A 23212-nucleotide genomic window follows, 5' to 3' on the forward strand; every position below is an offset into this window, starting at 1 on the left:
GAAACGGGGAGGGAATGGCAGTGGCTTCCGGGGGCGCCTCTCGCAATGGGGCGGAGGTCATCCTGGAGGCGCGCGATATCACTGTCCGCTTCGGTCCCACGACGGTGCTCCAGAATCTGTCGCTCGAGGTCTATCGCGGGGAAATCCTCGGCTTTGTCGGCGCGTCGGGAGCGGGGAAGTCCGTGCTGCTGAGGACGATCCTCGGCCTCGCCCCGAAACAGTCCGGCACGATCCGTATCTACGGCGAGGACCTTGCCGAACTGGGCGAGCGCGAGCGTATGGTGGTCGACATGCGGCAGGGTGTTCTTTTCCAGCACGGGGCGCTGTTCTCCGGCCTGACTGTGGCCGAAAACATCCAGGTCCCCATGCGCGAATATCTCGACCTGCCGAAAAAGCTGATGGACGAACTGGCACTCTTGAAGCTCGAACTGGTCGGCCTGGCGCGCGACGCCGCCACCAAGTATCCGTCCGAGCTTTCCGGCGGCATGATCAAGCGGGCGGCGCTCGCCCGCGCGCTTGCGCTCGACCCGGACATCGTCTTCCTCGACGAGCCCACCTCCGGCCTTGACCCCATCGGCGCAGCCGAATTTGACGAGCTCGTCGCAAAAATGCGCGATACGATGGGTCTGACGGTCTATATGGTGACACATGATCTCGACAGTCTGCTGACCGTCTGCGATCGCATCGCGGTTCTGGGCGATAAAAGGGTGCTCGTGGAAGGCACCGTGGAGGACATGATGCGCAGCGAGGAGCCCTGGGTGAAATCCTATTTCCGCGGAAAGCGGGCGCGCCAGGTCGTGCGCTGAAATAAGAAAAGAAGAAGATGGAAACCAAGGCAAACTACGTCGTCGTCGGCATCTTCACGATCCTCGCCATCCTGGCCGCATTCGGCTTCGTCTACTGGACGGCGGGCGTGGGGGAGCAGGGCAATATGGTGCCGATCCGGTTCCGCATCCCCGGCTCGGCGGCCGGGCTTACCACCGGCAGCGCGGTGCTGTTCAACGGCGTGCGCGTCGGCACCGTTGACCGGGTCTATCTCGACCAGGACAACCCGGCCGGCGCCATTGCCGAAGCGCGGCTGGAGCGCACCACGCCGGTGACCCAGTCCACCAAGGCGGATGTCGGCCTCGCCAGCCTGACCACCGGACAGGCCAATATCGAGCTCGCAGGCGGCAACCCGCAGGAGCCGAACCTGCTCGCCCTTGCGCAGCAGGAGGGGCGAATACCAGAGATAACCGCCAATCCGTCGGCAGTGACGAACCTGCTGCAGTCCGCCGAAAGCATCATGTCGCGTGCCGATTCCGTGATGGATCAGCTGGAGGGCTTCGCCACCGATGTGCGCGGTCCGCTGACCGAAACCGTGCGGAATATCGAGACCTTCTCGGCCGCGCTTGCGCGCAATTCGGAGGGGATCGATTCCTTCCTGGCCAATATCAGCGAGCTTTCAGATACCATTTCCAGCGTATCGGGCCGGCTTGATTCGACCCTGGCAGCCGCGGAGGAGCTGATCACAGCCGTCGACCGCCAGAAGATCGAGAACATTGTGGAGAATATCGATACGTTCACCGCGCGCGTGAGCGCCGCTACCGGCCAGCTGGATACGATCGTGGCCGGTGTCGACGAAGCGGTGAGTTCGATCAACAGTTTCTCGGACCAGGCGAGCAACACCTTGAGGAAGGTCGATGCATTGATGGCGGATGTCGATCCGACGGCGATCGGGAGCGCCATCCGCAATTTCGAGGAGGCGAGCACTGCCATCAACCAGGCTTCCGCCGATATCGCCCGCGTGGGCGACACGGTGGGAGACCGGACCGAGGACATCGACCAATTCATCACCGATGCGCAGGAGCTAGCCAGCCGCCTCAATGCCGCTTCCGTCCGAGTGGACGGCGTCCTCGCGAAGCTCGACGGCATGCTTGGCTCCGGGGAGGGGCAGAGCCTCTTCGCCGACGCTAGCAAGACGCTCGCCTCTTTCCGGCAGGTGGCCGACACGCTCAATGCGAGGCTGGGGCCGATCACCGAGGGCCTGGCGCGCTTCTCCGGCCAGGGCCTGCGCGACGTCGAGGCACTGGTGACCGACGCGCGGCGCGCGGTGACGCGGATCGAGAGCTCCATCAGCGATCTGGAACGCAACCCGCAGCGGATCATTACAGGTGGCGACGGGGCCGTCCGCCGCTATGACGGCCGGGCCCGCCGTTGACAAGCCGGAAAAGCGTCCGCAAAGGTCTGCGGGGCGAATCCGGCGTTTGGGAGCAATGGGTTGGGTTTTAGAGGCGCTCAATGCGGGCTGGTGGTCCTCGGCTTGGTGCTCGGCGGCTGCGCCGCCATTCCCGGATTCGGTCCGGCTCCGGTCGACGTTTATGATCTGAGCGCGCCGGCGCTCGCCACCTCGGGGCCCAGCCTTTCCCGCAGACAGATCCTCGTGCCGGAGCCCACGGCCCTGAAAGTGCTGGACGGAGAGGATGTCGCCGTCCGGACGTCAAGCGGCGCCATCCAGCTTCTCGAAGGGGTGCGCTGGTCCGACCGGCTGCCGCGGCTCGTGCAGGCCGGCCTTATCGAGGCCTACCAACGCACGGGGCGGCTGGGCGGCGTGGGCAGGCCCGGCGAGGGCCTTGCCATTGACTATCAGGTGATCGTCGATATCCGCGCCTTCGAGGTACGGGTGGGCAGCAACCAGGCCTATGTGGAGCTTTTCGTGCGGGTGCTTGATGACCGCACCGGCCTGGTGCGCGCCTCGCGCGACTTCGCGGCCGTCGCGCCACTGGCGGGCAGCGGCGACGAGACCTTCCTGGCCGCTCTCGATCAGGCCTTCCAATCCGCCGTGGCCGAGATCGTGACCTGGTCCGTCTCCGTCATGTGAACGGCTTCTCCGCCGAGCAGTCTGCTGCAGAGAAAGAAAAAAGGCCCCGGGAAAACCCGGAGCCTTCTCGTCATGCTGCTGTTACTACGCCGAATAGTACATGTCGAACTCGACCGGGTGCGGCGTCATCTCGAAGCGCAGCACTTCGGCCATCTTGAGCTCGATATAGGCATCGATCTGGTCGTCGTCGAACACGCCGCCGGCCTTCAGGAAGCCCCGGTCCTTGTCGAGGCTCATCAGCGCCTCGCGCAGGCTCCCGCATACGGTCGGCACCTTCTTCAGCTCCTTCGGCGGCAGGTCGTAAAGATCCTTGTCCATGGCCTGGCCGGGATGGATCTTGTTCTTGATGCCATCGATACCGGCCATGAGCAGGGCCGCGAAGGCGAGATAGGGGTTCGCCAGCGGATCGGGGAAGCGGACCTCGACGCGCTTCGACTTCGGCGAGGTGCCGAATGGAATGCGGCAGGACGCCGAGCGGTTGCGCGCGGAGTATGCCAGCAGCACCGGCGCCTCGAAGCCCGGCACCAGACGCTTGTAGGAGTTCGTGGTGGGGTTGGTGAAGGCGTTGACCGCCTTGGCGTGCTTGATGACACCGCCGATATAATAGAGGCAGGTCTCGGACAGGCCCGCATATTCGTTGCCGGCGAAGGTGGGCTTGCCTTCCTTCCAGATCGACTGGTGCACGTGCATGCCCGAGCCGTTATCGCCATAGATGGGCTTGGGCATGAAGGTGGCCGTCTTGCCATAGGCATTGGCGACCTGGTGCACGACATACTTGTAGATCTGCATCTTGTCGGCGTTGCGCACGAGCGTGTCGAACTTCAAGCCGAGTTCATGCTGGGCGGCAGCCACCTCGTGGTGGTGCTTTTCCACCGTCACGCCCATCTCGGTCAGCACCGAGAGCATCTCGGAACGCATGTCTTGCAGCGAATCGATCGGCGGCACCGGGAAGTAGCCGCCCTTGACGCGCGGGCGGTGGCCGAGATTGCCCGTCTCGTAGTCGGTGTCGTCGTTGGAGGGCAGCTCGCTGGAATCGAGCTTGAAGCCGGTGTTGTAGGGATCGGCCTTGTACTTCACGTCGTCGAAGACGAAGAATTCGGCTTCAGGTCCCACATAGACGGTGTCGCCGATGCCCTCGGCGCGCAGATAGGCTTCCGCCTTCTTGGCGATGCCGCGCGGATCGCGGTTATAAGCCTCGCCCGAGACCGGGTCGAGGATGTCGCAGAGGATCACCAGGGTGGACTGCGCGAAGAATGGATCGATATGCGCCGTTTCCGGCTCCGGCATCAGGACCATGTCCGACTCGTTGATGGCCTTCCAGCCGGCGATCGAGGAGCCGTCGAACATCACGCCGTCGGCGAACATGTCCTCGTTCACCTCGCCGATGTCCATGGTCACGTGCTGGAGCTTGCCCTTCGGGTCCGTAAACCGCAGATCGACGAACTTGATGTCCTTGTCCTTGATCTGCTGCAAAATGTCCTGTGCTGTCGTCATGTCTCTTCAACCCCTGTAAATGACAGTTCTTCCACAATCGGAATTGGTGTTTTTTGATCAGACCGCGTCCGGCCCCGTCTCGCCGGTGCGGATACGGATGACTTCCTCGACGTTGGTGACGAAGATCTTACCGTCGCCGATACGGCCGGTTTGCGCCGCCTTGCGGATGGCCTCAATGGCGGCATCGACCATGTCGTCGACCAGAACCACCTCGATTTTCACCTTCGGCAAGAAATCGACCACGTATTCGGCGCCCCTATAGAGCTCCGTATGTCCTTTCTGGCGGCCGAAACCTTTGGCTTCGGTGACGGTGATGCCCTGGAGCCCGACTTCCTGGAGCGCTTCCTTCACCTCGTCGAGCTTGAAAGGTTTGATGATCGCCTCGATCTTTTTCATGGTTCGGCGGCCTCCGATTGCGTGAAAAGCGGGGGCAGCCCCGCTTCGCCTATTCGTATGCAGGAAGCATGCCAAGCCGACGCCAGGTGGGTACCGGCGGCATTGTCGGCGTTTTCCCCTGCTGGAAGATGGAAACGGTGTCTGCGGATGCGGGCTCGGCCGCTTGTGGCCGATCCACCTGCCTAGGAAATAGGCAATGTGCTCAAATGCTGACCGGGCGGAGCATCGCATTTGCGGCCAGGCCGAATCGAAGCCATGATCGACAAGCAGTGAGTCGTGAGGCGATGCACGAGATTCTGACACCGGAGGAGATGGCCCGCGCTGACCGGCTTGCCGCCGAGGCCGGCCCTTTCGAGGGCATCGATCTCATGCGCAATGCCGGCGCGGCGGTAACGGCAGAGATCCTCGCCCGTCATGCGGATGCCGCCGGTTTCGACGTGCTATGCGGCCCGGGCAACAATGGCGGCGATGGCTATGTGGTGGCGCGCCTGCTCCACGAGCGCGGGCTGTCCGTGCGGGTCTGGCGCGATGCCGAGCCGAGGTCGGGAAGCGATGCGGCGCGCGCCGCGGCCGAGTGGCCGCTGCGGGCGGGGCCGCTCGGGGATTTCGGGCCTGAGCCGGGGTGGGTGGTGGTGGATGCCTTGTTCGGGGCGGGGCTGGACAGGCCGGTCGAGGGCGCCTATGCGGCCGTGCTGGAACGGGCAGCGGCCGCCAAAGCGCCCGCCATTGCCGTCGACCTACCGTCAGGCGTTTCCGGAGACAGCGGCATGGTCCTAGGCGCCGCGCTTCCCGCCAGGCTCACCGTGACCTTCTTCCGCAAGAAGCCGGGCCACCTGTTATATCCCGGCCGCTCCCTCTGCGGGGAAACCGTGGTGGCCGATATCGGGATCCGCGCCGAGCTTCTCGACGCGATCCGCCCCCGCTGCCGCGAGAACGCGCCGGCGCTTTGGGCCGGGCTCCTGCCGCGCCCGGAGGCGGATACACACAAATACCGGCGCGGCCATGTGGGCGTTTTCTCTGGCGGGCCGGCGGCAACCGGCGCGGCGAGGCTTTGCGCGCGCGGCGCGGCAAGGATCGGAGCGGGGGCGGTGACCCTGCTTTCCCCAACAGCGGCGCTCGCCGTCAACGCCATCCACCTCACCTCGATCATGCTTCGCCGGGTGGAGGAATTGGACGAGCTTGCCGCCTTCCGGCGCGGGCGGGAGGCGGCGGCCTATGTGCTCGGGCCGGGATTCGGCGTAGGCGACAAGGCGCGGATCTTCGCCACCAGCCTGCTCCGCGCCGAGACTGGGCATGCGCCGGCGCATCTCGTGCTCGACGCAGACGGTATATCGGCTTTTGCCGCCGAGCCCGCGCTGCTTTTCGCGGCTGCTGCCTCGAGCGAGGGGAGCCTGGTACTCACGCCCCACCTCGGCGAGTTCGCCCGCCTCTTCCCGGATCTTGCCGCCGACGCACAACTCTCCAAGCTGGGCAAGGCTCGCGCCGCCGCCGCACGCAGCGGCGCGGTGGTTCTCCTCAAGGGGCCGGATACGGTCGTCGCTACGCCCAAGGGGCAGGCCCTCATCAATGCCAACGCGACGCCCTATCTTGCCACCGCCGGCTCCGGCGACGTGCTTGCCGGGATGATCGCGGGCCTGCTGGCGCAGGGTATGCCTGCTTTCGAAGCGGCGGCCGCCGCGGTCTATCTTCACGCCGAGGCGGGAAGGGCGGTCGGGCCCGGGCTGATCGCGGAGGATCTGCCGGAAGCGCTGCCGCAAGTGTTGAGAGGGTTCATCGAGGCGTGGTGAGCGCGCAGGGATTCGAACCCTGGACCTACTGATTAAAAGTCAGTTGCTCTACCGGCTGAGCTACGCGCTCGCACGAGGCAAAATGCCGCCTGCGAATTGCGGCGGAACATAGTGGGGCGGCACCACCGGGTCAACCGCAAATGCCGGGTGCGGCAGGGCGGGCGGGGCGATGCGGCGCTTTGCCCACGCGATGGTGATTGGAGCTTTCGCCGCCACGCCTTTATATCCGAGCGCAAAGAGGCATCGAATGGCGATCGATATCGGCTATACCAGCGCGCTTGCGGCGGGGGCGCTTTCGTTCCTGTCGCCCTGCGTGCTGCCGCTCGTGCCGCCCTATCTCTGCTACATGGCCGGTGTGTCGGTGGAGGATTTCCGGCGGCCCGAGGGTGCGGCCAGCGCCAGGCTCCCGCTCCTGCAGGCGGTGCTCGCCTTCGTGCTCGGCTTCTCAACGGTCTTTGTCGCGCTCGGCGCCGGAGCCTCGACCATCGGCGGGCTGCTGCGCGCCTGGCAGCAGGAACTGGCCATCATGGCCGGGCTCATCATTATCCTGATGGGGCTCAATTTCCTGGGCCTCGTGCGCATCCCGCTCTTTTCGCGCGAGGCGCGCATCCAGGCGGGCGGCCGGCCGGCGAGCATCGGCGCGGCCTATCTGATGGGCCTTGCCTTCGCCTTCGGCTGGACGCCATGCATCGGCCCGGTCCTGGGGCCGATCCTGACGCTGGCCGGCGGGCGCGAGACCGTCGGTGAGGGCGCGCTGATGCTCGCGGTCTATTCGGCCGGGCTCGGCATTCCCTTCCTTATCGCCGCGCTCTTTTCCGACGCCTTCATGCGCTTCCTGCAGCGCTTCCGCATGCATCTGGGCCGCGTGGAGAAGGCGATCGGCGGCTTGCTGGTCGTCGCAGGCCTCCTGTTCCTGACCGGCGGGATGCAGAACATGGCCTTCTGGCTGCTCGAAACCTTCCCCGTTCTCGGGCGGCTCGGCTGAGCCGGTATTTTGCGCTCGCCGCGCGCAGTGCTACAGATCGGCCGATTCCGCAGCAATAACGGACTTTCTCCATGACCAACCGCACCTGCCTCGCCATCATCCTCGCCGCGGGCGAAGGCACCCGCATGAAGAGCGGGCTGCCAAAAGTGCTGCACAAGATCGGCGGGCTCGAAATGGTCGGCCATGTGATCGCCGCCGCCAAGGCGGCCGGCGCCGACGCGCTGGCGCTTGTCGTCGGCAATGGGGCCGATCAGGTGCGCGAAGCGGTGACGAGCGGAGCGGCCGGCGAGGTCGAGATATTCGTGCAGGAGCAGCGGCTCGGCACTGCCCATGCGGCGCTGGCGGCGCGGGAGGCTATCGCGCGCTGCTATGACGACGTGCTGGTCGTGTTCGGGGATCATCCGCTTCTCGAGCCCGAAGTGCTCACGGACGCGCGGGCAAAGCTGGCGGAGGGTGCTGCTGTCGCAGTTATGGGCTTCCGCCCGCCGGATCCGTCGGGCTACGGCCGTCTGATTGAGAAAGACGGCCGGCTGGTCGCAATACGCGAGGAGAAGGACTGCTCGCCGGAAGAGAAGAAAATCACATTCTGCAACAGCGGCGTGATGGCCGTCGCCGGCGCCCATGCGTGCGCGCTTCTGGACGCCGTGGGCAATGACAACGCTAAGGGCGAGTTTTATCTGACGGACATCGTCGGCATCGCCAACCACAGGGGACTCCTGGTTCTCGCCAGCGAGGCCGGGCTCGAAAGCGCCCTCGGCATCAACCACCGCGCCGAGCTCGCCGAAGCCGAGGCAATCTGGCAAAGGCGCAAGCGGCGCGAACTGATGCTATCCGGCGTCACCATGATTGCGCCGGAAACCGTCTTCCTCTCCCACGACACGGAAATCGGCCCGGAGACGGTCATCGAGCCCAATGTCTGGTTCGGTCCCGGCGTGCGGATCGGCGCCGGCGCACGCATCCACGCCTTTTCGCATATCGAAGGCGCGGTGGTGGAAAGCGGGGCGGCGGTCGGCCCATTCGCCAGGCTGCGCCCTGGTGCGGCGATCATGGAGAAGGCCAAGATCGGCAATTTCTGCGAGATCAAGAACACGCGCGTCGAGCCGGGCGCCAAGGTGCCGCATCTGTCCTATATCGGCGATGCCACGGTTGGTGCGGGCGCCAATATCGGTGCCGGGACCATCACCTGCAACTATGACGGCTTCGGCAAGCACCGCACGGAGATCGGCGCCGGCGCCTTCATCGGCACCAACTCGGCGCTGGTGGCGCCGATTGCGATCGGCGCCGGGGCCTATGTGGCCTCGGGCAGCGTGCTTACCGAGGACGTGCCGGCCGACTCGCTCGCCTTCGGCCGCGCGCGCCAGACGACCTATGAGGGCCGCGGAAAGATCCTGCGCGACAAACTGGCTGCGGCGAAGAGTGCGAAAGGCTAGGCGCTCGCCTAGCCCTTCCTGTTTTCGTCCTCTACGAGGTCGTCGAGCAGGCGGCTCATTTCCTCTTCGATGGAAGGCTCGTGCCGCTGTGGGGCCGGTGCGGCCGCAGCGGGCCGGGGGGCCTCGGCGGCCGGCCGAATCTCGTCGAGCGAGGGGGGTTCGATGTGGTCGCGCGGCGGGGCAACGTCCTGCCGCTGCGGCTCGGTCGGCCAGGCATCCGACGGCGCGGCGACCACGCGCGGCGCCTCTTGGCGCATCGAGGGAGCCTCCGGCGCCGGCCGCGGTCTTGCCTCCACAGGGGGAGCGGCGGGGGGCGGAGGTGGCGGCGCAATCGGCGCGTCGCGCTGGGGCGCTCTGTCCTGGATCGGCCGCTCCGGCCGCTCCGGCGGCGCCGGCCGGTCAACGCGTGGGGCAAGGAAGGGCTCGGCGCGCGGGGCAGGCGCGGCATGCGGCGCCGGACGCGGGCGCGGCGCGGCGCTTTCCGCCGGGCGTGGCGGGACCGGAGAGGTCGCGGGAGGAGGCGGCGGAGGGGCGGCCGGCTCCCGCCGCTGCATCGGTGCTGGCGCGGCCTGCTGTTGCTGCTGCCTGATCTGCTGCTCGATGACGATGTCGGTCGGCCCGCCGATCAGGATGAGGTGTTCGACCTCATCCCGGCGCACCAGTACCAGTCGGCGCTTCTCGTCCACGGCCGCCGCATCCACAACCGCCAGGCGCGGCCCGCGGTGACGGCCATCACTCAAGAACGTGCCGGAACGGGAATTGCGGATGACGCGCAGCAGGGCGAAGATGATCGCCAGCACGAGGAGGGCGGCCACGATCCAGATCAGCGCCGTGACAAAGCCGCCGCCTCCCAAATTGCCAAGCCATTCGCTCATCGACTTCTCCAGGCTACATCTTCTTCTTCAAAGACTTAACACTAAGCGCTGAGGCGTAGTGCGGCAAGCGGGAATCCCGGTCGGCCATTCCGGCGGGCCGCCTGCGCGATCTTGCGCCGCCGTGCCGCCTTGATATATGCGATTGAAGGCGTGGGGCCGTGCAGTCGGCGCGAGGGGACGAATGGCCAAGCGAAGTGGCGGCGAGACAGAAGCGGCACCCATCGTCGACCAGGGGATGAGGCCCGGCGTCATCACGCGGTTGATCATCTTCATTCTCGTCCTGACCGGCTCGGCGCTTGCCATCGCTCTTTTTCAGGAACGGCTCGGGGAAGACTTCCTGCTCGGTGTCCTCGGTGTTCTGGCAATGGTCGGGGTTGGCTATCTCTTCGCCAGTGCCATCGGCTTCGTCCAGATCGCGCCGCGGTCCACGGGCGACGAGCTTTCCCGCTCCTTCGTCGATTCCATGGCCGAGGGACTGATCGTCACCGATGCAAAGGGGCATATTCTTTACGCCAACCGCGCCTATGCCGAACTGACCGGGGCCATTTCGGCGGCGGACGTGAAGACGGTCGAGGCCCTCCTGTCCGACAATCCGGAAGCCGCTCCCGTGATCGAGCGGCTCGCCGCGGGCTTGCGCGACGGCAAGGCGGGCGACGGCGAGTTCCGCCTCTCGCGGTCCATTCGGGCGGGGGGCGAGCCCGGAGCGCGCTGGTATCGTGTTTGGGCGCGCGTCTTCAAGGTGCCGGGTCATCGCAAGCCGCTCTCGGCCTGGCTCGTCACCGACATCTCCGACGAGCGCGCCGAGCAGGAGCGCTTCTTCCTCGACCTGCAGAAGGCGATTGACCATCTGGACCATGCCCCGGCCGGGTTCTTCGCTGCCGATGCCGATGGCCGGATCACCTACCTCAATGCGACCCTTGCCGAATGGCTGGGCGTCGATCTTGCCAATTTCGTTCCCGGCGCCCTGACCCTGTCCGACATCATCGCCGGCGACGGGATGGCGCTGATCCAGGCCGTGAAGGCCGAGCACGGCACGACGCGCAACGCCGTCATCGACCTCGACCTTTCTACGATGCGCGGCGAGGCGCTGCCCGTGCGCTTCATGCATCGCGTAACCGCCATGCGTGACGGATCGCCGGGACCGACCCGCACCATCGTGCTCAACCGGACGCTGGGCGAGGACGCTTCGGCCGACCTGCGCGCCTCCGAAGTGCGCTTTACGCGCTTCTTCAACTCGACCCCGATGGCTATCGCCAGCCTCGATCATGAAGGGCGCATCCTGCGCACCAACGCGCCCTTCCTCTCTCTGTTCTCGAGCGTGGTTGACCGCGACGCGGTGGACCGGCGGATCCGCCTCGACACGGTGATGCATGAGCGGGACCGCGAAGCATTCGCGCAGGCGCTGGAAAAGGCAAAGCAGCGCCAGGCCGATATCGCGCCGATCGACACGGTTCTGCCCGACAACGAAGAGCGGCACATGCGCTTCTACGTCAATGCCGTTGCCGATCCGGGCGGCGGCGAGGGCGCGGAGGAAGCCGCCATCGTCTACGCCGTAGAGACCACCGAGCAGAAGGCGCTCGAGGCGCAGATGGCGCAGAGCCAGAAGATGCAGGCGGTGGGCCAGCTCGCGGGCGGCATAGCGCACGACTTCAACAATGTGCTCACGGCCATCATCATGGCCTCGGACCTGCTTCTGACGAATCACCGGCCGTCGGACCCGTCCTTCCCCGACATCATGAACATCAAGCAGAACGCCAACCGGGCCGCCTCGCTGGTGCGGCAGCTGCTTGCCTTCTCGCGCCGGCAGACACTGCGGCCGGAGGTGCTGAACCTCACCGACGTGCTCGCCGATGTGCGCATGCTGCTCTCGCGGCTGGTCGGCAACGACATCACGCTGACCATCGAGCATGGGCGCGACCTGTGGCCGGTGAAGGTCGACATCGGCCAGTTCGAGCAGGTGATCGTCAATCTCGCTGTCAATGCGCGGGACGCCATGCCGGACGGAGGGCGGCTCTCCGTGCGCACCAGGAACGTGACCGCCGCCGAATGCGCCGAGTACACCTATCGCGAGCTGCAGCCGGCGGACTATGTGGTCGTCGAGGTGGAAGATACCGGCACGGGCATTCCGCCCGAGGTGCAGAAGAAGATCTTCGAGCCCTTCTTCACCACCAAGGAGGTGGGGAAGGGCACGGGCCTCGGCCTGTCGATGGTCTACGGCATCGTGAAGCAGACGGGCGGCTTTATCTACTGCGATTCGGAAGTCGGCAAGGGCACGGTCTTCCGCATCTTCCTGCCGCGGCACGTCCCATCGGCGGCGGAAGCGGCGCAGGCGGAAGCCGCGGCGGCCGCGGCGGCAAACGGCGCCGGAGAGCAGAAGCAGCGGGAAGCCAATCGCGACCTTTCCGGCTCGGCGCGTGTGCTGCTGGTGGAAGACGAGGACGCGGTGCGCATGGGCAGCGTGCGCGCGCTCACCTCGCGCGGCTATGAGGTGCACGAGGCAAGCTCGGGCACCGAGGCGCTGGAGATCTTCCATGCGCTCGAGGGCAAGGTGGACATCGTCGTCTCGGACGTGGTGATGCCGGAAATGGACGGACCGACGCTCCTGCGCGAATTGCGCAAGGAGCAGCCGAACATAAAATTCATCTTCGTATCGGGCTACGCCGAGGACGCCTTCGCCAAGAACCTACCTTCCGACGCAATTTTTGGATTCCTGCCAAAGCCGTTCTCGCTCAGGCAGTTGGCCACGACGGTTAAGGAGATGCTGGAGGACGAGAGGGGATAGAGGCGCCTGCCTCCGCCCGGCAGCAAAAGACCTGAGCCAGCGCTTCACACCGCCACGGGCTGACGCACGCGGTTGCTGCTTCCAAACACTTTCAGATAGCGCTCGATCTCGGCCGGATCGCCGGTGGCCTTCTCCGGATTGTCCGACAGCTTCACGGCCGGCCGGCCGTTAGCCTCGCTCACCTTGCAGACCAGCGAAATGGCCTTGAGGCTGTCGATCTCGTCCGGCGCGCAGTCTTCGAAATCATTGGTGAGATTCGTACCCCAGCCGAAGGCCATACGCACCCGCCCCTTGAAATGGCGGTAGGTGCCCTCGATCGTATCCACATCCAGCGCGTCGGAAAAGATCAGCAGCTTTTCGCGCGGGTCGCGTCCATGCTTCTCCCACCAGGTGAGGATGCGCTCGCCGCCCTCGATCGGCGGGGCGCTGTCCGGCCGGAATCCGGTCCAGTCCGCCACCCAGTCGGGCGCGTCCTTGAGAAAAGCGTCGGTGCCGAACGTGTCAGGCAGGACGATAAGCAGATTGCCGCCATAGTAGCGCTGCCAGTCTTCGAGCACCCGGTAGGGCGATGTCTTCAGCTCTGCCTCCGTTCGCGTCAGCGCGGCCAGCACCATGGGAAGCTCATGCGCATTGGTGCCGAGCGCTTCCAGATCCGTGTCCATGGCGAGCTTAACGTTGGATGTGCCGGTGAAGGAATCGCCGATTCCTTCCTTCAGCGCCTCGACGCACCATCTCTGCCAGAGAAAGGAATGGCGGCGGCGCGTGCCGAAATCGGAGATGCGGATGTCGGGGTTCTTCTTCAATCGCTCGACCTTGGACCAGACTTTCGCTTTGGCCCGGGCATAGAGCACGTCGAGTGCGAAGGGGCCGAGCGATTTCATCGCCGCCCGCGAGCGCAATTCATTGATGATGGCGAGCGCCGGGATCTCCCACATGGTGGTCTCCATCCAGCGCCCGGGGAAATGCAGCTCGAACTGGCCGCCCCGGCGGCTGAGCTCGTATTCCGGCAGCCGGAACTCGGCGAGCCAGGCGAGGAATTCCGGGCTGAATATCTGCTTGCGGCCGTAAAAAGTGTTGCCGGCAAGCCAGATCATCTCCTTTTTGCTGAAGCGGATGGTGCGGGCGTGATCGAGCTGCTCGCGCAGTTCTCCTTCGTCGATCTCGTCGGCAAGCCGCACCGTCCTGTTGCGGTTAGTCAGCGTGAAGGTCGCGTCCACATGCGGATAAAGGCCCCAGATCATCTGCAGCATCAGGAGCTTGTAGAAGTCCGTGTCGAGCAGACTGCGGCAGATCGGGTCGAGCTTCCAAGTGTGGTTGTAAACCCGGCGTGCTATGTCGGTGGTGGTCATCGGCGCCTGTCCCGCTTGGCCGGAAATGCGCGGAGGCATCCCGTTTCCGACGCAAACCACACCCCTATGGGCAAAAAGTCAATCTGTGCGCCGGAAGGTCCGGCTGGAACGAACCGCGAGCGCCGGCGTTCTGCCCGACGCGCTTCAATGCGACATCGGGCTCGGTTAGCGAGGTTAACCATGACCGGTTGAAAATCATCACGGGGGGCAACCATGAGGGATAGCCATGGAATGCTCCAACCCAGTCCTCCTCGCCCGCGGCTTCGCCGCCGCCCTGTTCCTGCCCCTGGTCGGGGTACCCAATCTCGCTGATGCACATGAAGCCAAGTCCGGCTGGAGCTATCCTTATGCCTGTTGCTCCAACAACGATTGCCGCGAAGTATCGGCCGATCTCGTTTCGGAGCGGCCCGAGGGATATGTCATCCGGACGACAGGAGAAGTCGTGGCCTACTCGGACAAGCGGGTGAGGGACTCGCCGGACGGCGTTTACCACTGGTGCTCGATCGCCGGAGCGGACACATCGCGGACAATCTGCCTCTTCGTTCCGCCCAAATCCTTCTGAACGGCAATCGACAGCGATGAGCGTTCACCCGCCCTCATGCGAATCGTTTGAGCCATTGGAGGAACGGTTCGAGCCTCCATTGGATGAGGGTTTCCCCTGGGGCGAGCCGCTCGATCCACGGCGGCTAGCATCTCCGGCGTCCGCAGTCTTGTCGATCACGCCGAAATCCTGAGACCTGGCCCCACTGCCGGCCTTTAGGAATCCGCCCGAGGCCAGCCCGCGCCGCATGAGTTCGCGCACGGCGGCCGCCCGGCTCGGCATGCGGTTCTCGAATCGGAAATCCTCCAGCGCCTGCAACTCTTCCGCGCTCAACATGATCTGCAGGCGTTCCGGCCTCTCAAGCGCCGCCACGTCGACCTCCATTCACAGCATCGTCAGGCAAAATCCAAGATTCGCCAATCATTTCAAGATAGATGGTGCAGGCTTGAAACCAGTCAATGGCGCCAAATGAGTAACTGGCGTCACTGACGCGAGATCCCCCGCTTCTGCATTGGGAGACTTGTACTAACTAATTGAAAAATAAAGAAAATAGGTTGCTTGTGAAGCGCCTCAGGGGTATCTTTCGCCTCCTCGCAGCTGAGTTCGACCTGCGAGGGAGCCTGGAGACCCAGATGAAACGGTTCTCGAGCGCATTGCTGGAGGAACTGCATGCGGCTGTCCGGCGAGCTTTGGCGCGCGATGGGGTCGTCAATGTCCCGGCAATCGCGTGGGAGATGAAGGCGCGGTTCCCGGAAGAACGGGCGAGCGTCACAGATCTGGAAGCCGAGGTGATGGCGGCCGGCATGGCGCATAGCGCTGCCATGTTTTTCCACAGGCCGGTCCCGCTCGCCCAGCAGAAACCGCACCACTACACCGGCAGCGGCGCGACGCTGCACTGACATAAGCCGCGAGAACGTTCCGCCTCGTCAGAGCGGGATGTTCTCGTGCTTCTTCCAGGGATTCGACAAGTCCTTATTACGGAGCATGCGCAGCGCGCGCGCGACGCGCCGGCGGGTCGAATGCGGCATGATGACTTCGTCGATATAGCCACGCTCGGCGGCCACGAAGGGCGAGAGGAACCGCTCCTCGTACCTGCGTGTGTGCTCTGCGATCTTCTGCGCGTCCGCTATATCCTTGCGGAAGATGATCTCCACTGCGCCCTTGGCACCCATGACGGCGATCTGTGCCGTCGGCCAGGCGTAGTTGATGTCGCCGCGCAGATGTTTTGAAGCCATCACGTCATAGGCGCCGCCGAACGCCTTGCGCGTGATGACGGTGACCTTCGGCACCGTCGCCTCCGCATAGGCGAAGAGCAGCTTCGCCCCGTGCTTGATGAGCCCGCCATATTCCTGCGCGGTGCCGGGCAGGAAGCCGGGCACGTCGACAAAGGTGACGATCGGGATGTTGAAGCAGTCGCAGAAGCGGACGAAGCGGGCCGCCTTGCGCGAGGCGTCGGAATCCAGCACGCCAGCCAGTACCATCGGCTGGTTGGCGACGAAGCCCACCGTCCTGCCTTCCACACGGCCGAAACCGGTCACGATGTTCTTGGCGAAACCCTCCTGGATCTCGAAGAAATCCCCTTCATCCGCCACCTTCAGGATCAATTCCTTGATGTCGTAGGGCTTGTTGGCATTGCCCGGGATGAGCCGGTCCAATGAATAGTCCGGCTCGGCTGCGCCCTCGTGAAAGTCGATCGCCGGAATTTCCGCCGTGTTGGAGGAGGGGAGGAAATCGATCAGGCGACGCATTTGCAAGAGCGCTTCGATATCGTTGTCGTAGGCGCCGTCGGCGATGGAGGATTTCGTCGTGTGGATGTGGGCGCCGCCGAGTTGTTCTGCGGTGACCGTCTCGTTCGTCACCGTCTTCACCACATCGGGCCCGGTGACGAACATGTAGGAGGTCTCGCGCACCATGAAGATGAAGTCGGTCATGGCTGGCGAGTAGACGTCGCCGCCGGCGCAGGGGCCCATGACGACGGAGATTTGCGGGATGACGCCAGAGGCGAGCACGTTGCGCTGAAAAATCTCCGCATAGCCGCCGAGCGCGGCGACTCCTTCCTGGATGCGCGCGCCGCCGGCATCGTAGAAGCCGATGATCGGCGCCCGGTTCTTCAGCGCCATGTCCTGGATCTTTATCACCTTCTCGGCATGGGCTTCCGACAGCGAGCCGCCGAAGACGGTAAAATCCTTGGCGAAGACGAACACGGTGCGGCCGTTCACCGTGCCCCAGCCGGTGACGACTCCATCGCCGGCGATTTTCGTCTTCTCCATGCCGAAGTCGTGGGACCGGTGCTCGACGAACATGTCGAACTCCTCGAAGGAGCCTTCGTCGAGAAAGACCTCGAGCCGTTCCCGTGCAGTGAGCTTGCCCTTGGCATGCTGCTGCTCGACACGCGCCTTGCCGCCGCCCTCGCGGGCAATGGCGCGGCGTCTTTCAAGCTCGCGCAGGACGTCCTTCATGTCGCCTCCATCTAGGGAACAAGAGAGTAGGGAAATAAGGGAGCAGGGGAGTGAGGGACGAAAGTTAGCCCTGCGCCCACTGCTGCCGCAGCCAATACACTAGCGCGCCAATCCCCTTACTCCCTTTCCCATACTCCCTTATCCTCCTACCAAGCTCCCGTATTCGGCATGGACGCCCATGGCTCGGCCTTCGGCTTTGCCTCGCCCTTCTGCAGGATTTCGATGGAGATGCCGTCGGGAGAGCGCACGAACGCCATCCGTCCGTCGCGCGGCGGGCGATTGATCGTGACGCCGGAATCCATCAGCCGCTGGCAGAGCGCATAGATGTCGTCCACCTCATAGGCAAGGTGGCCGAAATTGCGCCCGCCTTGATAGTCCTCCGGATCCCAGTTGAAGGTGAGCTCGACCATCGGCGCCTTGTTGCGCTCGGCCGTGTCCACGTCTTCTGGAGCAGCAAGGAAGATGAGCGTATAGCGGCCGGCTTCATTCTCGATCCGGCGGACCTCCTTGAGCCCCAGCTTGTTGCAGTAGAAGTCGAGCGATTCTTCCACGTCGCGGATGCGGACCATCGTGTGCAAGTAGCGCATTTCAGCTTCCTTCCTCGAATTGAACCCGCGAGAACATAAAGTGGAGGCACGGTGCCCGGCAACGGCCAAAAGCTCCTCCTGCCGCAGTCGCTGCAGGAATGCTGCAGTATATCCGGGCGCTGTTGAAAATCTCCCATAGGTCTTGCTAAGCCGGGAAGGAGCGATGCTATCTTGTGCGCGGCAGAATCAAATCTTGGGCACTTGGGAAGGCTGGGACGGATGGAGGATAAATCCTCGACCAATCGGGGGCTTCCTGCAAGAGCGCGAGCCCGGGAGGCGGGCAGCCAGGAAGACACGTCCGACGCCATCGAGATTGCCGGCGCGATCAAATGGTTCGACGTGGCCAAGGGGTTCGGCTTTGTCCTTCCCGACGATCCGCAGACCGGGGATGTTCTTCTGCATGTGTCCTGTCTTCGGCGCGACGGGTTCCAGACCGCACTGACCGGTGCCCGGGTGGTCTGCCTTGCAAGGCACGGCGACAAGGGGCTGCAGGCCTTCAAGGTCCTGTCGATGGACACGTCCACGGCCACCCATCCCGCCGAGGACCTGGCGCCGCGAACCCGTACGGTGGTAGCCGCGGAAAGCGGTCTCGAGCGGGCGCTTGTCAAATGGTTCAACCGCACCAAGGGCTTTGGCTTCCTGACCCGTGGGGAAGGGACGGAGGATATTTTCGTCCATATGGAGACGCTTCGTCGCTTCGGGGTCACCGAACTGCGCCCGGGCCAAGTCGTGCTGGTGCGCTTCGGACGTGGCGACAAAGGCCTTATGGCCGCCGAAATTCATCCCGATATGGGGACCTTGCCCATTTCCCATTGATTGCGGCCCGGCGGCCGGTTGGGCACCCGAAGGAAGTGGTTCATGCGTCTTGCGTCTTTGCTTCTGCTCCTGGCCGCATTCGCACTGGGGCTCGGCTCCACCGCGCGCGCGCAGCAGCCGATGCTCCTGCAGGTCCACCCCGAGAGGCTCATCGCGGAAACGGCCACCGGAGAGAAGAGCTTTTCCATCGAGGTGGCGGATGACGCGTCCGAGCGGCAGCGCGGGCTGATGTTCCGCAAATCCATGGACGACGATCGCGGCATGCTCTTCGTCTTCGACAGGAGCATGCCGCTCGGCTTCTGGATGCAGAACACGCCGATGCCGCTCGACCTCATCTTCATCGGCGAGGATGGGAAGGTGAGGGCGATCGAGCAGGGCGTGCCCTTCTCGACCGATTCCATCGCTCCTCCGGTCAACGCGCAGTTCGTGCTCGAACTGAAGGCAGGAACCGCTGCGAAGACAGGCATCAAGTTGGGGGACCGCCTGCGCCATCCGCTCATCGATGCGGTGGCCGGCAGCGGCTGAACTGGGGCGACGGCGCATGCAGTTCTTCAGCCACGACGGGTTTGATATCGCCTTCATCGACGAAGGAAGCGGCGATCCCGTTCTCCTCATCCACGGCTTTGCATCCACGCATTTCGTCAACTGGGTCTCGCCCGGCTGGGTGAAGACGCTGCGGGACGCCGGCTATCGCGTGATAGCGCTGGACAATCGCGGCCATGGCCAGTCCAGCAAGAGCCATGAGCCGCAGGACTACACGCCGGAAAAGATGGCCGGGGATGCCGCGGCGCTGCTCGATCACCTCGGCATCGAGCGCACCCATGTCATGGGCTATTCCATGGGCGCGCGGATTGCCGCCTTCCTCGCCCTGGCTCATCCCGAAAAGGTGGCGACTCTTGTCTTCGGCGGCCTCGGCATCGGCATGGTCGAAGGCGTCGGCGAGTGGGACGTGATCGCCGAGGCGCTGCTCGCGGAGGATCCGGCGGCGATCACGCATCCGCGCGGCCGCATGTTCCGCGCTTTCGCCGATCAGACGAAGAGCGACCACCGGGCGCTTGCGGCGTGCATCGCCACCTCGCGCACGCTGCTGACGCCGGCCGACATCGCCAGGATCGAGCAGCCGACGCTGGTGGCCGTGGGCACCAGGGACGATATCGGCGGCGCGCCGGAGCCGCTTGCCGCGCTCCTGCCGCGCGGGGAGGCTTTCGCCATCGACCGCCGCGACCACATGCTCTCGGTGGGCGACAAGACCTTCAAGGCGCGGGTGCTGGAATTCCTGGCGGCGCATCCGCTTTAGGGTTGCCGGGGTATCGGCGCCGCCGGCAAGTTTCGTTCCGGTTGATGATTGTTCAAAGAATTTGCGATTTAACGGCCGGGCTTTCTGCCCTAAATTATGCCAAGCACCGCCGGATATGGAGATACGCATGACGGCCAGGCACGCGGTCCGCACGAATGCGCCGCAACAGATCGACCCTATCTGGTCCGAGATCAGGGCGGAAGCCCATACGGCGGTCGAAAACGATCCGCTGCTCGCGGCCTTCCTCTATTCGACCATCCTCAATCACAGCACGCTCGAGGAGGCGGTGATCCACCGGGTTTCGGAGCGTCTCGACCATGCCGATCTGGCGGCGGGCCTCATCCGCCAAACCTTTCGCGCCATGTGGGAGGACCAGCCGGACTGGAGCACCACCGTGCGGGTCGACATCCAGGCCTATTATGACCGGGACCCAGCTTGCGACCGCTTCCTGATGCCGGTCCTTTACTTCAAGGGCTTTCATGCGATCCAGACGCATCGGCTGGCACATTGGCTATGGAACCAGGGCCGCAGGGATTTCGCGCTCTACCTTCAGAGCCGTTCGTCGGCCGTTTTCCAGACCGACATCAACCCGGCCGCGAGGATCGGACGCGGGATTTTCCTCGATCACGCCACCGGCCTGGTGGTCGGCGAGACGGCGGTGATCGACGACGACGTTTCCATCCTGCAGGATGTGACGCTCGGGGGCACCGGCAAGGAGACAGGCGACCGTCATCCGAAAATCCGCCGTGGCGTCCTGATCGGCGCGGGCGCGAAGATCCTCGGCAATATCGAGATCGGCCATTGCACCAAGGTGGCGGCAGGCTCCGTCGTGGTGAAGCCGGTGCCGGCCAACAAGACGGTCGCTGGCGTGCCCGCCCGCATCATCGGCGAGGCCGGCTGCAACGAGCCTTCCCGCGCCATGGACCAGCTTCTGGTGGAGGAGTGAGGCGGCCGTTTTTCGCCTCTCATGCTTCACTCAAGGGTTTACATCCGCGCCGCGCTCGTGCCAGAAGCGGCTCATCAGCCCTGCAGCGGAGAAGTTTTTTGAAGCCGGAAGAGATCAGGAAGCTCGACGCCTATTTCAAGCGCCTCTTCCAGAACCCCTCCTTGCAAGTCAAGGCACGACCCCGCAAGGATGATTCCTGCGAGCTCTATATCGGCGACGAGTTCCTCGGCATCATCTTCAAGGATGAAGACGAGGGCGAGCTCTCCTACAATTTCTCGATGGCCATTCTGGACGTCGATCTCGACTGACCCTCAGCCCTCGCCCTGCAGGAAGGCGGTGGTCTTGCCCCAGATCGCCGCATCGAGAGCCTGCCACTCGCTGAGCAGCGCTTCCGGGAAGCGGTAGGAGAGGGTGGTCTCTGCGGAAATGAATATGTCGCGGTCGCAGGAGGCGAGTGCCGTCCGCGCTATCTCGCCGGCAAGGCAGCGCGCCACGAAAGGCGCATTTCCCGGCCGTTCGCCTACTGCCAGAAGCTCGCCGGCATACCCTGAATCCTCGCGGAATCGATAGAGCTTCAGCCCTGCAGGCCCGTCGGCGGGCTCGGCTTGCAGGAGACCGCGATAGATCGGCTCAAGCCTGCCGCTCATGTCGCGCGAGAGCATCCGCGGCTCCAGCGTGAGGAAGATGATGCTCTTCGCGCCGTCCGAATTGTTGAAGGCCTCCTCGGCCTCGGCGGTATAGCCCTCCAGCTCCGGCCAGCGCAGGTAGAGGTCGAGCCGCGGCTGGACGCCGTCGCGCCGCGCTTCCTCGAAACGGATGGCGTTTTCCGGCACTACGAACACGTCGTTGCCGATGACGATTTCCCGCTCGGTCGCCGAGGCGCTGTGGCCGCTGTCGAGGATCATGGCGCCGAGCCAGACCGCCGCCACGGTGATGCCGAGGGAAAGGAGCGCGAAGGCCGTGCAGAGCGCGCCGAGATGGCCGAGCGGCGATACGCGCGTTGCCTGGTAGTTCGCGAAATTCATCGCCTGTGTGCGAGCCTGCACGATACGCCTCGAAATCCGAATCCGTGCACAACACGGAGTGCGACGACCTTGGCGCGCCAGGGTAAATGAAGCGTGAACTTGACCCACTTGCGTGCGTGAACCCCTGCACTTTAACTAGGGGGGCAGTTCGAGGAGGATTCTGATGCCGGTCTTTGCGCTCGATGGAGAGAGCCCCCAATTTGCCGACTCCGAGACGGGATGGGTCGCGCCCGACGCCATGCTCGTCGGCAAGCTGATCATCGGCCGGGACGTAGGGATCTGGTTCGGCGCCGTACTGCGCGGCGACAATGAGCCCATCGCCATCGGCGATGAAAGCAATGTGCAGGAGCATACGGTGATGCACACCGATCCGGGCTTCCCGCTCACGGTCGGGCGCGGCTGCACCATAGGACATCGCGCCATCCTGCATGGCTGCACGATCGGCGACAACACGCTCATCGGCATGGGCGCCACCGTGCTGAATGGGGCTCGCATCGGCAATGGCTGCCTTATCGGCGCAGGAGCGCTGGTGACCGAGGGAAAGAGCTTTCCCGACCGGTCGCTGATCGTCGGCACGCCCGCCAAACTGGTGCGCGAACTTGACGACGAGGCTGTGGCGCGGCTGCGCGCTTCCGCTACGCGCTATGTCGAGAATGCCAGGCGATTCCGCCGCGGCTTGGCGCCGGCCGAGCGCATCTGATCCGACAGTGCAACGGAAAAAAGCGGAGCCGACCCCTGGGGAAGGGGCCGGCTCCTAACCCGGTCGTGGGGACGGGGAGGTGGGGACTCGACCGGGTTTTCGAAGGCTCAGCGGCTCGACGAGACGCTGCCCACAGCCGTGGCGCGGCCGTCGGAGATAGACACCCAGCGGGCGGGATCGCGCGTCGACTGGCGCTTCAGATACTGGTACTGGGTCTCCGACCAGGGCAGGATCAGCGACTCCATGTTGTCGAGGACGAAGTCGCCCATGCTGGTGTTGACGGTCAGTACCGCGTGGCCGTTGCCGTTCGGCTGCCGGACGACGGTGATCAGCAGGTTGCCGGCCGGGACACCGGCCTTTATGAGCAGCCGCCGCTTCTCCAGCACATAGTCTTCGCAATCGCCGTAGATGTCCGGGTAGGACCAGTATTCCTCGATGCCCCAGCGCTCGGCGTCCGTGGTCGGCATCACACTCGTGTTGACCGTGTTGTTGACCTCGACAAGAACCGCCCAGAGTTCGCGCGTAAGGTCGATCGGCGCCCGGGCGGCCTCTTCGTTTCTGCATTCGGCCGGATCGCGCAGACAAAGTTCGTAGTGGCCGATCGGCTGCGAGGTCCGGCTGCCTGTGGGCATGAAATCGCCCGCGGAATGGGCGTTGGCCGTCAAGAAACCGAGCAGTACCGCGATCGCCGCGAAAAGCGGCATCCCCTTGTCGAACCGCATTATTCGTCTCCCCGTTATGAGGAGACTATGACAGGTCCCGATTTATTCCGCGCAAAAAGGCGAAGTAGAAATCAGATCAATATTGAAACTAGTTGGAAACAACTATGTATAAATTTGTTAATGACGAAGTTGTAGTTCGTTAATCATGATTTTCAACCTGC

General features: G+C 64.4%; 23 protein-coding genes, 1 tRNA gene and 1 pseudogene. 15 read left to right on the top strand and 10 right to left on the bottom strand.

Going from position 1 to position 23212, the window contains the following annotated elements; all coding sequences use genetic code 11:
* The first annotated feature begins 14 nt into the window (after positions 1–14).
* Genes RIN79_RS09900 through RIN79_RS09910 form a run of 3 tightly spaced genes read left to right on the top strand, consistent with a single transcriptional unit; the run spans position 15 to position 2860 of the window.
* On the top strand, positions 15–806 hold the full coding sequence (locus RIN79_RS09900) for an ABC transporter ATP-binding protein (protein ID WP_309084493.1): 792 nt from the start codon (positions 15–17) through the stop codon (positions 804–806).
* 17 nt (positions 807–823) lie between these two features.
* Positions 824–2200: an MlaD family protein gene (locus tag RIN79_RS09905; RefSeq protein WP_309084494.1), complete on the top strand. Its 1377-nt coding sequence runs from the start codon at positions 824–826 to the stop codon at positions 2198–2200.
* A 60-nt stretch (positions 2201–2260) separates the two neighbouring features.
* Positions 2261–2860, top strand: a complete 600-nt coding sequence (locus RIN79_RS09910; RefSeq protein WP_309084495.1) for an ABC-type transport auxiliary lipoprotein family protein — start codon at positions 2261–2263, stop codon at positions 2858–2860.
* 84 nt (positions 2861–2944) lie between these two features.
* On the opposite strand, the gene glnA is transcribed toward RIN79_RS09910, so the two are convergent.
* Together glnA and RIN79_RS09920 are read right to left on the bottom strand one after the other, a co-directional pair.
* Entirely contained in the window at positions 2945–4354 is a 1410-nt protein-coding gene (gene glnA / locus RIN79_RS09915; protein ID WP_309084496.1) for a type I glutamate--ammonia ligase, read from the bottom strand.
* Positions 4355–4411: 57 nt separating this feature from the next.
* Positions 4412–4750: a P-II family nitrogen regulator gene (locus RIN79_RS09920; protein ID WP_173931815.1), complete on the bottom strand. Its 339-nt coding sequence runs from the start codon at positions 4748–4750 to the stop codon at positions 4412–4414.
* Positions 4751–5034: 284 nt separating this feature from the next.
* Here RIN79_RS09920 and RIN79_RS09925 point away from each other — a divergent pair, with 284 nt between their 5' ends.
* Positions 5035–6537, top strand: coding sequence for an NAD(P)H-hydrate dehydratase (locus tag RIN79_RS09925; protein ID WP_309084497.1), 1503 nt, complete (start codon positions 5035–5037; stop codon positions 6535–6537).
* On the opposite strand, the gene RIN79_RS09930 is transcribed toward RIN79_RS09925, so the two are convergent.
* Positions 6532–6607: transfer RNA gene (locus tag RIN79_RS09930), tRNA-Lys, on the bottom strand. The two genes, RIN79_RS09925 and RIN79_RS09930, sit on opposite strands and share 6 nt — an antisense overlap.
* Positions 6608–6784: 177 nt before the next feature.
* Between RIN79_RS09930 and RIN79_RS09935 the strand changes: the two genes are divergently transcribed.
* Together RIN79_RS09935 and glmU are read left to right on the top strand one after the other, a co-directional pair.
* Positions 6785–7522, top strand: coding sequence for a cytochrome c biogenesis CcdA family protein (locus RIN79_RS09935; protein ID WP_309084498.1), 738 nt, complete (start codon positions 6785–6787; stop codon positions 7520–7522).
* A gap of 71 nt (positions 7523–7593) precedes the next feature.
* Complete coding sequence (gene glmU / locus RIN79_RS09940) at positions 7594–8952, top strand: bifunctional UDP-N-acetylglucosamine diphosphorylase/glucosamine-1-phosphate N-acetyltransferase GlmU (protein ID WP_309084499.1); 1359 nt, start codon at positions 7594–7596, stop codon at positions 8950–8952.
* 8 nt (positions 8953–8960) lie between these two features.
* On the opposite strand, the gene RIN79_RS09945 is transcribed toward glmU, so the two are convergent.
* Positions 8961–9827, bottom strand: a complete 867-nt coding sequence (locus RIN79_RS09945; protein ID WP_309084500.1) for a flagellar biosynthetic protein FliO — start codon at positions 9825–9827, stop codon at positions 8961–8963.
* Positions 9828–10008: 181 nt separating this feature from the next.
* On the opposite strand from RIN79_RS09945, the gene cckA reads away from it, so the two are divergent.
* A complete protein-coding gene (gene cckA, locus RIN79_RS09950; protein ID WP_309084501.1) occupies positions 10009–12609 on the top strand; it encodes a cell cycle histidine kinase CckA in 2601 nt (866 codons plus the stop codon).
* A gap of 44 nt (positions 12610–12653) precedes the next feature.
* Here cckA and pncB read toward each other — a convergent pair whose 3' ends face one another.
* On the bottom strand, positions 12654–13958 hold the full coding sequence (gene pncB / locus RIN79_RS09955; protein ID WP_309084502.1) for a nicotinate phosphoribosyltransferase: 1305 nt from the start codon (positions 13956–13958) through the stop codon (positions 12654–12656).
* A gap of 226 nt (positions 13959–14184) precedes the next feature.
* Between pncB and RIN79_RS09960 the strand changes: the two genes are divergently transcribed.
* Positions 14185–14520, top strand: coding sequence for a hypothetical protein (locus RIN79_RS09960; protein ID WP_309084503.1), 336 nt, complete (start codon positions 14185–14187; stop codon positions 14518–14520).
* Between the two features lie 138 nt (positions 14521–14658).
* Here RIN79_RS09960 and RIN79_RS09965 read toward each other — a convergent pair.
* Positions 14659–14871 (bottom strand): annotated as a pseudogene (locus RIN79_RS09965) (hypothetical protein); the annotation flags it as partial.
* Between the two features lie 260 nt (positions 14872–15131).
* Between RIN79_RS09965 and RIN79_RS09970 the strand changes: the two are divergent.
* Positions 15132–15398 carry a hypothetical protein gene (locus tag RIN79_RS09970; RefSeq protein ID WP_309084504.1) on the top strand — a complete coding sequence of 89 codons (267 nt, stop codon included), beginning with the start codon at positions 15132–15134 and terminating at the stop codon, positions 15396–15398.
* 27 nt (positions 15399–15425) lie between these two features.
* Here RIN79_RS09970 and RIN79_RS09975 read toward each other — a convergent pair whose 3' ends face one another.
* Both RIN79_RS09975 and RIN79_RS09980 read right to left on the bottom strand, forming a co-directional pair.
* Positions 15426–16958 carry an acyl-CoA carboxylase subunit beta gene (locus RIN79_RS09975; RefSeq protein WP_309084505.1) on the bottom strand — a complete coding sequence of 511 codons (1533 nt, stop codon included), beginning with the start codon at positions 16956–16958 and terminating at the stop codon, positions 15426–15428.
* A gap of 146 nt (positions 16959–17104) precedes the next feature.
* Positions 17105–17545, bottom strand: a complete 441-nt coding sequence (locus tag RIN79_RS09980) for a VOC family protein (RefSeq protein ID WP_309084506.1) — start codon at positions 17543–17545, stop codon at positions 17105–17107.
* A 219-nt stretch (positions 17546–17764) separates the two neighbouring features.
* Here RIN79_RS09980 and RIN79_RS09985 point away from each other — a divergent pair, with 219 nt between their 5' ends.
* From RIN79_RS09985 to RIN79_RS10005, 5 genes are all read left to right on the top strand, one after another.
* On the top strand, positions 17765–18361 hold the full coding sequence (locus tag RIN79_RS09985; RefSeq protein ID WP_309084507.1) for a cold-shock protein: 597 nt from the start codon (positions 17765–17767) through the stop codon (positions 18359–18361).
* 42 nt (positions 18362–18403) lie between these two features.
* On the top strand, positions 18404–18886 hold the full coding sequence (locus RIN79_RS09990) for a DUF192 domain-containing protein (protein WP_309084508.1): 483 nt from the start codon (positions 18404–18406) through the stop codon (positions 18884–18886).
* 16 nt (positions 18887–18902) lie between these two features.
* Positions 18903–19658, top strand: coding sequence for an alpha/beta hydrolase (locus RIN79_RS09995; RefSeq protein WP_309084509.1), 756 nt, complete (start codon positions 18903–18905; stop codon positions 19656–19658).
* Positions 19659–19785: 127 nt separating this feature from the next.
* Positions 19786–20604 carry a serine O-acetyltransferase gene (gene cysE, locus RIN79_RS10000; RefSeq protein ID WP_309084510.1) on the top strand — a complete coding sequence of 273 codons (819 nt, stop codon included), beginning with the start codon at positions 19786–19788 and terminating at the stop codon, positions 20602–20604.
* A gap of 98 nt (positions 20605–20702) precedes the next feature.
* Positions 20703–20912: a DUF3126 family protein gene (locus RIN79_RS10005; RefSeq protein WP_309084511.1), complete on the top strand. Its 210-nt coding sequence runs from the start codon at positions 20703–20705 to the stop codon at positions 20910–20912.
* Between the two features lie 3 nt (positions 20913–20915).
* On the opposite strand, the gene RIN79_RS10010 is transcribed toward RIN79_RS10005, so the two are convergent.
* The gene (locus tag RIN79_RS10010; RefSeq protein ID WP_309084512.1) at positions 20916–21650 is read right to left on the bottom strand and encodes a hypothetical protein; all 735 of its coding nucleotides are present in this window, start codon (positions 21648–21650) and stop codon (positions 20916–20918) included.
* 142 nt (positions 21651–21792) lie between these two features.
* Between RIN79_RS10010 and RIN79_RS10015 the strand changes: the two genes are divergently transcribed.
* Complete coding sequence (locus tag RIN79_RS10015; protein WP_309084513.1) at positions 21793–22329, top strand: gamma carbonic anhydrase family protein; 537 nt, start codon at positions 21793–21795, stop codon at positions 22327–22329.
* A gap of 107 nt (positions 22330–22436) precedes the next feature.
* On the opposite strand, the gene RIN79_RS10020 is transcribed toward RIN79_RS10015, so the two are convergent.
* The gene (locus RIN79_RS10020; RefSeq protein ID WP_309084514.1) at positions 22437–23051 is read right to left on the bottom strand and encodes a transglutaminase-like cysteine peptidase; all 615 of its coding nucleotides are present in this window, start codon (positions 23049–23051) and stop codon (positions 22437–22439) included.
* Positions 23052–23212 lie beyond the last annotated feature (161 nt).

The organism is Chelativorans sp., from assembly GCF_031180965.1.
In the GTDB taxonomy this organism is placed as follows: domain Bacteria; phylum Pseudomonadota; class Alphaproteobacteria; order Rhizobiales; family Rhizobiaceae; genus Chelativorans.